Source organism: Bacillus sp. FSL W8-0629 (genome assembly GCF_038593225.1).
In the GTDB taxonomy this organism is placed as follows: Bacteria; Bacillota; Bacilli; order Bacillales; family Bacillaceae; genus Bacillus; species Bacillus altitudinis.
In genome coordinates this window covers 2,554,200-2,567,175 of sequence record NZ_CP151975.1, presented here as the reverse complement: position 1 = coordinate 2,567,175, position 12,976 = coordinate 2,554,200, and the positions used below count along the sequence as shown (strand labels likewise).

Annotated in this window: 17 protein-coding genes; all 17 read left to right on the top strand. The window is 37.5% G+C overall.

The annotated features are described in order from the left end of the window. The first annotated feature begins 4 nt into the window (after window positions 1-4). Window positions 5-745 carry a hypothetical protein gene (locus NSQ17_RS13275; RefSeq protein WP_342467510.1) on the top strand — a complete coding sequence of 247 codons (741 nt, stop codon included), beginning with the start codon at window positions 5-7 and terminating at the stop codon, window positions 743-745. A 156-nt stretch (window positions 746-901) separates the two neighbouring features. After that, window positions 902-1,642 carry a hypothetical protein gene (locus NSQ17_RS13270; protein ID WP_342467509.1) on the top strand — a complete coding sequence of 247 codons (741 nt, stop codon included), beginning with the start codon at window positions 902-904 and terminating at the stop codon, window positions 1,640-1,642. A 91-nt stretch (window positions 1,643-1,733) separates the two neighbouring features. Then, on the top strand, window positions 1,734-1,856 hold the full coding sequence (locus NSQ17_RS13265; protein ID WP_342467508.1) for a hypothetical protein: 123 nt from the start codon (window positions 1,734-1,736) through the stop codon (window positions 1,854-1,856). Window positions 1,857-1,869: 13 nt separating this feature from the next. Further along, the gene (locus NSQ17_RS13260) at window positions 1,870-2,319 is read left to right on the top strand and encodes an ArpU family phage packaging/lysis transcriptional regulator (protein WP_342467507.1); all 450 of its coding nucleotides are present in this window, start codon (window positions 1,870-1,872) and stop codon (window positions 2,317-2,319) included. Further along, complete coding sequence (locus NSQ17_RS13255) at window positions 2,316-2,858, top strand: site-specific integrase (RefSeq protein WP_342467506.1); 543 nt, start codon at window positions 2,316-2,318, stop codon at window positions 2,856-2,858. Before NSQ17_RS13260 ends, NSQ17_RS13255 begins: the two co-directional genes overlap by 4 nt. A gap of 128 nt (window positions 2,859-2,986) precedes the next feature. Further along, the gene (locus NSQ17_RS13250; RefSeq protein ID WP_342467505.1) at window positions 2,987-4,078 is read left to right on the top strand and encodes a DUF2971 domain-containing protein; all 1,092 of its coding nucleotides are present in this window, start codon (window positions 2,987-2,989) and stop codon (window positions 4,076-4,078) included. A 295-nt stretch (window positions 4,079-4,373) separates the two neighbouring features. Next, entirely contained in the window at window positions 4,374-5,111 is a 738-nt protein-coding gene (locus NSQ17_RS13245; RefSeq protein ID WP_342467504.1) for a hypothetical protein, read from the top strand. A gap of 153 nt (window positions 5,112-5,264) precedes the next feature. Beyond that, window positions 5,265-5,897, top strand: a complete 633-nt coding sequence (locus tag NSQ17_RS13240) for a hypothetical protein (protein WP_342467503.1) — start codon at window positions 5,265-5,267, stop codon at window positions 5,895-5,897. A 47-nt stretch (window positions 5,898-5,944) separates the two neighbouring features. Further along, window positions 5,945-6,304, top strand: a complete 360-nt coding sequence (locus NSQ17_RS13235; RefSeq protein ID WP_342467502.1) for an HNH endonuclease — start codon at window positions 5,945-5,947, stop codon at window positions 6,302-6,304. Between the two features lie 399 nt (window positions 6,305-6,703). Further along, complete coding sequence (locus NSQ17_RS13230) at window positions 6,704-7,210, top strand: phage terminase small subunit P27 family (protein WP_342467501.1); 507 nt, start codon at window positions 6,704-6,706, stop codon at window positions 7,208-7,210. Next, window positions 7,210-8,922: a terminase TerL endonuclease subunit gene (locus NSQ17_RS13225; RefSeq protein WP_251210908.1), complete on the top strand. Its 1,713-nt coding sequence runs from the start codon at window positions 7,210-7,212 to the stop codon at window positions 8,920-8,922. Before NSQ17_RS13230 ends, NSQ17_RS13225 begins: the two co-directional genes overlap by 1 nt. A gap of 11 nt (window positions 8,923-8,933) precedes the next feature. Beyond that, window positions 8,934-9,116 (top strand): hypothetical protein, encoded by a 183-nt coding sequence (locus tag NSQ17_RS13220; protein WP_251190870.1) that lies wholly within the window; start codon window positions 8,934-8,936, stop codon window positions 9,114-9,116. A gap of 5 nt (window positions 9,117-9,121) precedes the next feature. Further along, window positions 9,122-10,363 (top strand): phage portal protein, encoded by a 1,242-nt coding sequence (locus NSQ17_RS13215; protein WP_342467500.1) that lies wholly within the window; start codon window positions 9,122-9,124, stop codon window positions 10,361-10,363. Continuing rightward, window positions 10,356-10,988, top strand: a complete 633-nt coding sequence (locus NSQ17_RS13210) for an HK97 family phage prohead protease (RefSeq protein WP_342467499.1) — start codon at window positions 10,356-10,358, stop codon at window positions 10,986-10,988. The genes NSQ17_RS13215 and NSQ17_RS13210 overlap by 8 nt, the downstream gene beginning before the upstream one ends. Window positions 10,989-11,023: 35 nt before the next feature. Beyond that, entirely contained in the window at window positions 11,024-12,211 is a 1,188-nt protein-coding gene (locus tag NSQ17_RS13205) for a phage major capsid protein (RefSeq protein ID WP_342467498.1), read from the top strand. Between the two features lie 22 nt (window positions 12,212-12,233). Further along, window positions 12,234-12,530 carry a hypothetical protein gene (locus NSQ17_RS13200; protein ID WP_342467497.1) on the top strand — a complete coding sequence of 99 codons (297 nt, stop codon included), beginning with the start codon at window positions 12,234-12,236 and terminating at the stop codon, window positions 12,528-12,530. A gap of 35 nt (window positions 12,531-12,565) precedes the next feature. Beyond that, complete coding sequence (locus NSQ17_RS13195) at window positions 12,566-12,967, top strand: collagen-like protein (RefSeq protein WP_144462626.1); 402 nt, start codon at window positions 12,566-12,568, stop codon at window positions 12,965-12,967. Window positions 12,968-12,976: the final 9 nt, after the last annotated feature.

The window sequence follows — 12,976 nt, the reverse complement described above, 5'->3', positions numbered from 1 at the left end:
AATAATGAACCTTGAAAAAAATATTAAAGATGTTATTGCACAACAATTAGAAAATGGAATCGTTGAAAATCTTATCGCAGAGCAATTGAAACAAGGCGTTTCAAAAGCGCTTGAAGACCTGTTTTCTTCATACGGTGGAGAAGCAAGGAAAGTCATTGAAAACAAGTTGAAAAGTGTAATTGTTCCTTACCTTGAAACTTACGATTACTCAGAATACATCACCAAACTGGATCATGTGCTAGTCGAAACGATAAAAGAAGCGTCATTTGATAACCGAACACTGCTTGAGAACTTCAAGAATTTAATGATTGAAGAAAAAGAAAAAACAATTAAGCTGTCCGATCTTTATGAAAATTGGAAAGAGTATGTAGCGAAGAAAGTAGAAACTGACGGCCTTGAAGTTGAATTTGATGATGGACCAGAGTATGAAGCGGTTGAAGTTAGTGTTCAAGTTGAGCGTAACGAGGACAGATCTTGGAGTGTTTTTGAACACGCCACAATATTTTTTGAATGTGAGCATGACGAAGATATGAATTTCGAGATATCAATTTCTCTGTATAAAAGAGATAAGGAATGGGGTATTAACTATCGAACAAGTAACGAATTGAAATCTCTTAAATATCTGAACGAATTTGAAATTTTGCTAATGAGATTAAATCAAAATGGTGTGAAGCTCGACCTTGATATTGAGTGGGAAGAAGATCAAGTGACGCCGGATGAAGAGCCGGAAGCAACATTTGGATAAGGAGTAAAATGGCACGGACATCCTGACGATTATTATTACCGATTGAGAGCAATTGGTTACTTGATTGTCTTAAAAAGGAGAGATTACATTTGAAAAACTAATATTTCTCTCATTTAGTCTAATAATATTTCTAAATGACTAAAGGAGGAAAAAATAGTGGGAATTACCGAATTAATTGTTGCTGTTGTTAATGCATACCTAGAAAGAGAAAAGGTTAAACAAGATGATCAAAGAGTTCAAGCGATAATCAAAGCGATTAATGGAACTATTATTGAAAACAGACATGCCATTGAAGAAGCACTAAAAGATTATGAAGTAAATCGACTGACGGGGCTCTATTTTGGTCAAATTGAAAACTTTAAGGAGTATGATTCTGTTAATAGTGACAAACAGATCTTGGATCGAATCGCCTTTGATACTAATTCGCAAATTGTTGGACCATTAATTAATTTATATAATAATGAAAATGATGTCGAGCGTGTCAGAAAAATTGTAAAGTTGATGGTACTAGTAGTATCTCTAAGAGCACTTGTTTCATCGGAACTTAAATATAAACATAATGATAATCGAGATGACCATATCTTAGAGCAACTGAAATATGTAAGTACTTGTTGTTTATGGCTGAAAACTAATCAATCTAGTCGGCACACTTTTCCGGCTTTGGAAGAGTGGCAAAAGTGTGAAAGAGAACCACATGTGGGGACTGTATGTTTGGGATTTGGGGAAAAAGACCCTTTGCGTGATCCAACAACTTGTTGTTCGGAAGAGTTTTTTATCTATAAAAAGCATAGGGACCTATTTGACGATGATGTTCAGCAATTAAATAAAGTTGAAGAAGCAATAAATTTAATGCAAGGCACTTTTTTACTTGAAAAAATTGTACATGACATTGAATAAGTCCAAGACGGAGAGCCTGCGGACACTGATCAACACCTTTTAAGGGTGCTGGTTGGTGTCCGTTTTCTTTTTGTCTGAACGGAGGATGAACATGAAGAAGGATAAACCGAAAAAACAGCCGCAGGAGCTTACAGAAAGAGAGATACGTGAACTCATGGGGCAAAACATGCAAAGACTGAGAAGAGCCAAAGGCGGGGCCATGCGCAGAAAATAAAGGGGGAATTATCATGAATCAAACAAGTTTAGACATTCCGCAAATCGACGAGGAAAAAACTAGAGCAAAGATGGAAAGAATGTTAGAAAAGTATAAAATGTTAAGGCTTCAAACACCTGAAGACTTTCTTCCGAAGATCACAACAACATACACCATTACGCCACCGAGTTTTTCAAATCAGTTCCACTCAACCACAGAAGAAGCAGCTCTAAAAAAAATGGATTGGGAAATAGAACGTGAACAATTCATGAAACGGATTCAGCGTGCAATCAATCGTCTTACGCAAAAAGAGCGCCGCATTTTAGTTATGCTCTATATGCAGGATGAAGAAATGTATGATTACGAGATTTACGCTGAAATGGGGCTCAGCCAAAGGAATTATTATCGTGTTAAAAATAAAGCATATTATAGACTGGCCTTTGCTTTGAGAGAAGAAGTGTACAAGCAGGGGGATAAATCATGAATTTTGTTCAGCCGATCAGGGATCTTGATCAGATCCATTATATAAAAAAATATCTTGGAGAGCGGAATAAACGAAACCTGCTGCTTTTTGTGGCCGGGATCAATTTAGGCTTGAGAATATCTGATCTTCTTCAATTACGTGTCAAAGACGTTAAGAAACAATATGTGTCTTTAAGGGAGAAGAAGACAGGCAAAGAAAAAAGAATCAAGATAAACAAGACGCTTCGGAAAGCACTAGATCAATATATTAAAGATCGTGATGATCAAGAGTATGTATTTAGAAGCAGAGAGGGACTAAACAAGCCAATTAGTCGTAGTAGTGCATATATCATTTTGAGAGAGGCAGCTGAGTATGTTGGCCTTGAAAATATAGGCACACATACACTAAGGAAGACATTCGGTTACTGGCATTATAAGAAATTCAAGGATGTTGCTTTATTGCAAGAAATGTTCAATCACTCAAGTCCGGATATTACATTGAGATATATCGGAATCACCCAGGATACAATGGACAAAACGATGGACAATTTTGGGATATGAAATTAAGGACTCAAAATAATTTGAATCTAAAGGTAAGAACTTAATATTCACCCAATATTTATCCTTGATTAAAATTTCCAAAAGTTTATATTAATAGTAATTAATAATATTAGGAGTGGTGAATAATTTTGACGGTTGAGTATGAATTTCTTGAACAAATTTTTGGACCATTTATATCTAGTAAAAAGAAACCAAGAGAAATATATCATTATACAGATATTCATGGTTTTAAGGGGATTCTTGAAAATAAGGCTTTTTGGATTTCTCATATTGACTTCTTAAATGATATGAATGAAATAAAATATACTTTAGGGTTAAGCAGAGAAATAATGTTTTCCTTTTGTGAAAAATATGGATTAAGTGAAAGTGAAACAGAATCTATCATGAGGGATTATGACATGTTAATTACTTTGTATTTTGAACAGGAAAAAAAGAATTGTTATTCACTTTCCTTTAGCACCAACCCAGATTCAAATTTACTATGGTCAAATTATTCAAAAAATGATGGATATTGTATTAAGCTTGATTTAAATAAGCTAACTGCCAGCTTTAAAAAGGCTGGATTGAATGTGATTGTTTCACAAGTAAATTATGATATTACTCAGCAAAAAAAGCTATTAGAACCCGTATTAATTAGTATGTTTTATACCATAAGAACTCTTAATGGAAAATCAGTTGATTTCAATGAAGTTTTAGCTAAATCGCCATCAGATAATAAAACAGAAGCTCCAGCAGCTGATTTAGAAGTGATTTTGGACGAGGCAATAGCAGAGATATTACAAAATGACGCTTCAGCAGTTGATTTAGAAGAAGTTTTAAAAAAAACTGCCGAAAAGATCTCAAAAGAAAAGGTTTCAGCAACTGACTTTGCTGAAATTTATAAAGAGCTCTCAGAAAGAACTTATGCGACAATTTTGCTTGGCAGTTTAGAGTTAGTAAATTATATCTCTATATTTTTTAAAGATGTTTGCTTTGCACAGGAAGAAGAGTTTAGGTTAGCTATCAGAAATATAGAAACCTATCAATGTAGAATATCGAATGGGACTTTTATTCCTTATATAGAATCGAAATTTGATAAAAAAGCTGTTTTAGGTGTAAGTATTGGACCAAAAAACAATATGGATATTAATTTGGAAGGGCTTCGCAAATTTCTCAAATTAGTGGATATTGATATTTCATCTGATGAGATTAAAAAATCAAGTATACCATATCGATTCTAGAAATATTATATATTTGCTCACTATGGAATAAAATATCATATTTGCTTTAGTAAAGATAAATTTATGGACTCACCTGTTTAGTAAAAGGTGAGTCTTAATTTTGCTTTTTAGATCAGCTCGCCAAAATGAGAAAATGTCCAACTGATTTTAAGGAAATGGCTGAAAAGCAAGAGGGGCAAAAGATTCAGCGTTTCCCTGAGTTAGACACAATATTAGATATGGTGAATTGGTGAATTGTGTGGATAAATGATATATCCAGTTATATAATGTTCTTAAAAAAGATTGGAGATTAATGGTGAAAGAAAAAGTAAATGTTTTGCATTTTGTATACATTTGTATTATTGCACTTTTAATAATTGTTTCAATATTAGTATATGTATTTGGAGGTAATGAGGATGCAGGGAATCAAGTAAATGTAATGGCCACAGGAATTTCTATTGTTCTAGGAGTTATAGCTATTTTTATGACATTAGCTGATGTTGCTGGTCAAAGACAATCAATCACTGAAATCAAAGAAACTGCTAAGAAATTAACGGATTTTCAAGAATTAGCACAAGAAAAAATAACAGAACTATTATTAGCATTGGAAAAGGTTGATGATTTAAAGAATACTATGAAAAATAATACGTCTGAATTAAAGAACTTTACAGAGAACGTATTAAAAGAAGAATTTGAAGTACAAGGGACAATTTCAAATGAACAATTAAAAGAAATCCATTTAAAATTAAATAATAAATACAACGAAATCAATCAACGGTTCAAAAAAATTGATATGGGATCAACAAAAGATAGTAATAGCATTCAAAAAAAGAAAAGTATTTTGAAGTTTAGGAAATGGGTTAAAGCCACTTTTCCAGAAAGCGATACAGAAGATTATAGTGCTTTTCTTGATGAAGTGTATAATTCTTTTAATATTGCTGATATAAAATTTATATTACCCTATTTGAGGGAAAGTGGAGTTATTTATACATACGATAATAGCAAAGTTGTTGACGTAAAATATATCAAGAATGTCCCGCCACAATATTTATAAAATGGCACACTTTTGGCACGATCTTGGCAAAGCATTTTGTCTGAGAGTAGTTATGATGGTATTAGGTGATAAATTGAGAGCGACTTCCTTTGCGGAGGTCGCTTTTTATCAAAAGGTTTACATCCTTTCCGATAAATATAAGGGAGGGATAATATGTCTAATGAAAATCAATATATTGAAGCAGCGAGAATAGCAGCAGAAACGGCTTCAAGAAATACACAACTCACGATGATAATTGCTATTGTAAGTGCATTGATAGCTTTGTTAGGTGTTGGTTTAACTGCCTGGATTACATATAAGAATGCATCTCGAAATGCTATAGTTGATGCTTTAGTCAAACAAAGAATAGAATGGTTAAATAACTTAAGAGAAAAGTTTGTTGAATTTAATACTTTAACTAATGAGATTTATTTAGATGTAAATCGTCGTAAGATCACAGGAACAGGGTCAGATAACTTATTAGATAAATATCACTTACTAGAGAAAACTAAAACACATATTAGGTTATTGTTAAATCCACAAGAAGTTAGTGCCAATACATTGAACGAACTTTCTCAAGAGTTAGTTATGCTTTTATTTGAAGGTGAAAATATAGATATTGAAGTATTAACAGACATACTCAGATCTGTAGATGTCAATCAGCAAACAATCTTGAAATCCGAATGGAAAAGAATAAAAGAAGAAATCAAACAAGGTAGAGAGTTGAATTCATTTGAGGTATTTGCCATTTACACAAATACATTTAGTGAAATGATGCAGTTATTGGTAATTAAAAGAGAAGAATAATTTTCAAGCATCCTTCGGGGTGCTTTTTATTTTGGGGAGGCATAATTGTGAAAAAATCATTGAAACCATGCAATGAACCTGGATGCCCTCAACTAACGCGCGAAGGATATTGCCAGCAGCATAAGACATCGAAGCCGTTATATGATCTGCACCGTGAATCATCGTCTCGCCGTGGGTATAACAGCCGATGGCGTAAAGCGCGTGAAGGCTATTTAAGAAAGCATCCTTTGTGTCAGTCTTGTATGCTACAAGGCAAACGTATTGCCGCTACAGTAGTGGACCATATCAAACCGCATAAGGGAGATAAGAAACTGTTTTGGGATTCTTCTAACTGGCAGCCGCTGTGTGAGTCCTGCCATAACAGAAAGACCGCTAAAGAAGATGGAGGGTTTGGAAATGGATTATAAAAAATGCACATGTGATCACTGCGGAACAATCTTCATAGTTAAATACTGTTCTAGGATTATGAAGATCGGCCGTGGAATCAAACGTCACTTTCTTGTATGTCCAGGGTGTAAAGCTGAGTACACATCCTACTATACAAACACTGAAATCAGAAAGCAGCAAAGCAGGATCAGTAAGCTATATAATGCTGTTCGGATGACGAGGAACAAAAGCCTACTTGATCAACACCAAAAGAAAATAGATTCAATACGAGCAGATTTAGAAAGAGAAATGAATCAGCTTCGCATTGAAGTTGAAGGCACCCCCCGGGGTTAAATCCCTAGAAACGATTTGGCGTAGACCGCGTCTCCCTCAACATCGCGAGAAATTCCCTAAATGAAAATTCGGAAGGAGGTGAGGGGATGGCAAGGCCGAGACAACCAGTTGACTTGTTGCTAGTGAAAGGGAAGAAAAACCTTACCAAGAAAGAGATTGCAGAAAGAAGAGAGCAAGAAATAAAGGCACCAGATGACAAAGTGAAAGCTCCTTCTTACTTACCAAAAGACTTAAAAAGAGAATTCAAAAAGATAGCGGACGAGCTAAAAAACATCGGAATTATGACAAATTTAGATGTTGATGCGCTTGCCCGTTTTTTGTTTGCAAGAAAACAATACCTACAAATAACAGAAATCATATTAGATACGCCGATCACAACCCTTGCTGAAAATTCAGAGGGAGAAAAGTTTGAAATTGCGAATGCTGCCTACAGTGATCTTCTTATAAATCAAGACAAGCTGTTTAAGCAATGCAGACAAGCATCAAGTGATTTAGGATTAACCATTTCCTCTCGCTGCAAACTTGTCATTCCGAAAAAAGATGATGGGAAACCGAAGTCAAAAGAAGAAGAACGCTTTGGAGGTCGCATGTAATGCTAACGCAGGAAATGACCGCAGAGCTTTTAATTGAGCGTGTATGGTCATATTGCGAAAAGATCGAATCGGGGGAAATAAAAGCAGGCAAGAAACACAAGTGGGCTGTCCAAAGATTTATTGAAGACGTAGAGCGGTTAGCAGATGAAGATTGCCCTTATTATTTTGACGCGGAAGCAGTCCTAGATTTTTACGAATGGGCCAAACAGTTTAACCATGTTGAAGGCGTATTGGCCGGTAAACCTATTGAGCTTACAGACTTTCAACTATTCATGGCTGCTAATATCTATGGGTTTTACAAAAAGATCAATGGTGCCAGGCGTTTTAGAAAGGCTTATATTCAGTTAGCGAGAAAAAATGCGAAATCACAATTGCTGGCTATCATGGCTTCATATGAAATATTTCCCACTAAGGAAAAACATCGTGTGTTTATTGCTGGTTGGTCAAGGGAGCAGTCAGATGAAGTCTATCAAGCAATCCTTGAGCAACTACAGCACGCACCTATTTTAGAGGGGAAATACACAGACGCCAACGGACAGGTCACGAAATATGCGACAAATTCAATTATCAAACCGTTATCCCGTGAAGCCCGAAAAGTTGGCGACGGAAAAAACCCATCACTAGGGATAGTTGACGAATATATGTCTCATGAAACAAGTGAAATATATGATGTTATTGATAGTGGTATGGTCGCCCGTCGTAGCCCTTTGATGATTATCATTACTACTGCAGGTTTCAACTTAAACGGGCCGTGTTTTAAAGAGTATCAGTATGTTTCTAAGATTCTTGATCCCGACATTGAAATTGAAAACGATGATTATTTTGTTATGATCTGTGAGCTTGATCCCCAAGACGATATAAAGGATGAATCGAACTGGATCAAGGCAAATCCGATAGTCGCAACTTACCCGGAGGGGATGGAATCACTAAGGGCAGCGTTAAAAGTTGCATTAGATGTGCCTGAAAAGATGAGAAGTTTCCTTACAAAAAACATGAATGGATGGGTTGATCAAAAAGACAACGGATATATGAAAATGTCTAAATGGCGGGCCTGTCATGGTGAAATACCCGATCTAAAAGAAATGGCGATCTATCTTGGTTTAGATTTATCTATGACAACGGACTTGACTTCTGTCGGGTGGGTTGGCGTTCTTGATGGTTTTTATTATGTCGGCCAGCATTCCTTCATTCCAGAGGAAAAGGCAAAAGAGAAAATGGCTACTGATAAAGTGCCTTATGATTTATGGCGTGATCAAGGTTGGATGACATTCACACCAGGGGAGGCAGTTGACTATCAATTTGTCGAAAGGTGGATCATTGAATTTGCACACGTCAACAAATTAAGGGTCATTGAAGCTGCTTACGACAAATGGAATGCGCTACACCTTGCACAACGGCTTGAGAGTAAGGGATTTAATATGGTTGAGCTGCCGCAAAGGATTCAGCATCTATCTTTACCCACAAAGGATTACAGACAAAAGGTATACGAGGGAAAGGTCATTCATGGGAACGATCCTCTTCTAACTTTTGCGTATAATAATGCGATCATTAAACAAGATGCTCAAGAAAACATCATGTTAGACAAAGCGAAATCACCGCAAAGAATAGATCCAGCTGCAGCAGTTATGAATGCTTTTGCAAGAGCAATGTATCACGATATGGGTGCAAACGTTGACTTAAACGAACACTTTTCAGGAAATTTCAGTTTTTAGGATGTGAGAGAGTGAAAAAATTCATTGTACTTCTGAAATCAATATTAAACGACTTGCTGTTTATCGGAGGGTGCATCTTTATTCTGCTGGCAGCGTATCGGGTAAATACAAACATCGGTCTATTTCTGACGGGTGTATTTTTTATGTTTTATGCCTACTTGCTGTCAAATCATGCGCGGCAGAAAGAGAGGTGAAATAAATGTTTATAGATAAGTTTTTTGAAAAACGATCCAGCTCAACAACAATAGACGGTTTCAGTCAGCTGATCAATCTATTCGGAGGTCGAGAAACGGCAAGCGGTGAAAGAGTGAGTGAAAGCAATTCACTTGTGCAGCCGGACATTTTCGCATGTGTTAACGTACTTTCTGATGACATCGCAAAGCTACCGATACACACTTTTAAAAAAGAGAGTCAAGGAGTCAACAGAAACCCTAATCACCCATCTGCCTATGCAATCTACGCAAGGCCGAATCCATACATGACTGCTTATGTGTGGAAAAAACTGATGATGACGCATGTCCTCACATGGGGAAATGCTTATTCGATGATTGAATTTGGGGCACATGGTTTCCCTGAAAACCTTTACCCGTTGCGGCCGGATTCAACAATAGCATACATCCATCCCGACTCAGGGAGGCTTTGGTACCAAACCACTGTTAACGGAAGAACGATGGAACTATATGAACACCAAGTGCTGCATTTTAAAGGTTTATCAACGGATGGCATTCACGGTAAGTCGCCTATTGGGGTAGTGAGAGAGCATATAGGCGCTCAAGCAGCTGCCACAAAATATAACGCAAAACTATATAAAAACGAAGCCACGCCGCGAGGCATTCTAAAAGTACCTTCTTTCTTGGATGAAAAACCAAAAGAGAACGTCCGTAAAGAATGGCTGCGGGTCAACCAAGGTGAAAACATAGCCATTATTGATAATGGACTAGAATATCAATCTATTGCCATGCCGTTGCAAGAAGCCCAATTCGTCGAGTCGATGAAGTTCAACAAAGCTCAAATTGCAATGATATATAAAGTTCCGTTGCATAAACTCAATGAGCTTGATAAAGCCACATTTTCAAACATTGAGCATCAATCCTTGGAATACGTAAAAAACACATTGCAACCATGGATCGTGAATTTTGAACAAGAATTAAATATTAAGCTGTTTACTGACAATGATCAAAAAGCGGGTCATTATGTAAAATTCAATGTTGATAGTGAGCTGCGCGGCGATAGTAAAACTCAAGCAGAGTATTTTAAGACCATGAGTGAAGCGGGTCTTTTAAATAAAAATGAGATTCGCGACTTGATTGAGAGAAACCCTATTGAACATGGCGAAAAATATCTATCTAGTTTGAATTATGTGTTTCTCGACTTTATGGAAGAATACCAGCGGCTTAAAGCTGGTTCAACCGTGAAGGGAGGTGACAGCAAGAATGAGTAAAGAAAAAGAAGTGCGGCTGCTCACGACGCCAATTGAGATACGTTCCGACGGTGAGGGACAAGCTGAATATGTGGAAGGCTATGCTTTGAAGTTTGAAAAATGGTCCGAGCGTTTGGGGTGGTTCAAAGAAATTATCAGCAGGAGCGCTTTAGAATCTACCGATCTATCAAACGTCATTGCACTTTTTAACCATCGTGAGGATTTTCCTCTAGCAAGAAACACCGTTCCAGGGGAATCAGGACGGCTTGAACTCGAAATAGATGGCATAGGTCTTAAATTCAGATTTAAACCGTCAGACACGTCATATGCGCGCGATCTCATGGAGAATATACGCAGCGGCGTTATTAATCAATGTTCTTTTGCCTTTTCGTTGGATTACAACGGAGACGAACCCGACGAATGGAGAATTAACGAAAACGAGGACATATACGAACGAAGAATAAACAACATTCACCGCATTTATGACATATCTCTTGTAACGACACCAGCGTATAGCGATACCGAAGCTGTGGTAGGTGCCCGCAGCTTAGAGAAAGTAGAAGAAATGAAAGAACAACGAAGCACACCAACAGATGAAACTTTAAAAATTGAATTGGAACTATTAAGCCTTGATCTTCCAGAGTAAGGCTTTTTTGCGTTCTATGAGGAGGAAAAATAAAAATGTCTAAAAAAGAAATTGAATTACGTCAGCAGTTTACGCAAAAGAAAGAAGATGCTAATAAAGCACTAGCGGAAGGAAAAACAGAGGAAGCGCGCCAGCTTCTCGATGAAGTGAAAGAGCTTAAGAATCAAATTGAATTGATGGTAGAAGGACGATCACTTGACGTTCCTGACATATCTAACGTTGGTCCTTTTGTGCCGGAGCTAGAACGTAACCCTGAGGGACGAAAAGGAGCCGAAGGGGATAAGGAAGAACGTCAAAAGAAATTCACCAAGTTGTTCATGAAGTCTCTTCGAGGTAAATCCTTAACACATGAAGAACGTGAATTCCTAGAAAATCCTGAGTTTAGAGCGATGTCAGGAAAAAACGAAGAAGATGGCGGAATCCTGATCCCTGAAGATATTTCAAGAACCATTAAAGAATTAAAGCGGGAGCAATTACATCAACTTGAGCAATATGTCACGGTCGAGCCGGTTGCAACCCGGTCAGGTAGTCGTATGCTTGAAAAAAATGCAGACATGACACCGTTCCAAGACATCGAGGAAATGGCGGAAATTCCAAAAACAGATCAGCCTAAGTTTAAAAAATTAACATATAGCATCACCGATTATGCAGGGCTTTTACCACTTTCAAATACATTGCTACAAGATACTGATCAGGCCATCATGACGTATGTGGCGAAATGGTTTGTCAAAAAATCAGTTGCGACAAGAAATGCGCTTATTCTGAAAATCATTGATGACTTAAAAAAGGTTGAATTTAAAGGTTTGGATGACATTAAAAAGACTTTAAACGTTACGTTAGATACCGCCATTTCAGCCGGTGCGATCATTATGACAAACCAAGACGGATTTAACTATCTTGATCAATTGAAAGATGCGGACGGCAAATATCTACTCAAAGATATTCCTTCTGAACCAACAAACAAAATGCTGTTTGGTCGTCGTGTGGTGGTGATCTCAAACAAAGTCTTAGAAACAAAAGCAGGGAAAGCACCTGTAATTGTTGGTGATTTAAAAGAGGCAGTTGTCTTATTCGATCGTCAGCAACAATCTATCGACTATACGAATCTTGCGGCAGGATCGTTTGAGACAAACACAACGAAAGTACGAGCGATTGAACGTGAAGACGTTGTGGCTTGGGACAAAGAAGCGGTAGTATACGGCCAGTTGTCAATAAGCGAGTAAATAAAAAAGAGGTGAATAAGTCATGCGAGTGACAAAAAATTACACCACTGACGGCGGAGATCGAACTGTTATCGGTGGTGTTTTAGAATTTGCGGGCGGAAAAATCGTTAAAGACGGCGAGGAAGTAAGTTTAGGTGGTGGCGGATCAGCTGCACCAGGAACCGTGACACATGAAATGCTGGCCGAAAAAGCGGTTCGTTCGGTAAACATCGGGACGGGAAGCGTCATGCCGGAGCATCTTAATTCGTCTATTGAAACTAGACTCAAGGGAATGGAAGACGAGATAAAAGAGCTGCAAAGTAAACTGAGCAAAGAATAAGCAAAGAATAAACAAAGGAAAGGAATTGATCTAACATGGCAAAAGATTTTTTGAATGAAAGTAACGGAGTATTAACATCTGCAGAGGCAGACGCTGATGGAAAACCCATCACTGCTGTATACGTAAAAGGAAACAGCGAAGAAAATCCTCTTTACATTCATGGGATGCAGGGTGAAAAAGGACCAAAAGGTGATACCGGTCCTCAAGGTCCAAAAGGCGATCCAGGAGAGCAGGGCCCGAAAGGTGATAAGGGTGATGCTGCTGTTATTGAGGAAGGCGCAGTTACAAATAAACACCTAGCAGATAAATCTGTTAACTCTCGTACTTTAGGCACTGGCAGTGTTATGTGGGAGAATCTCAATTCTGCAGTAAAAGAAATGATCACCGATTTACAGACGCGAGTCAATGAGCTTGAGGGTAAAGAAAATACTGAATAAGTAGGCGGT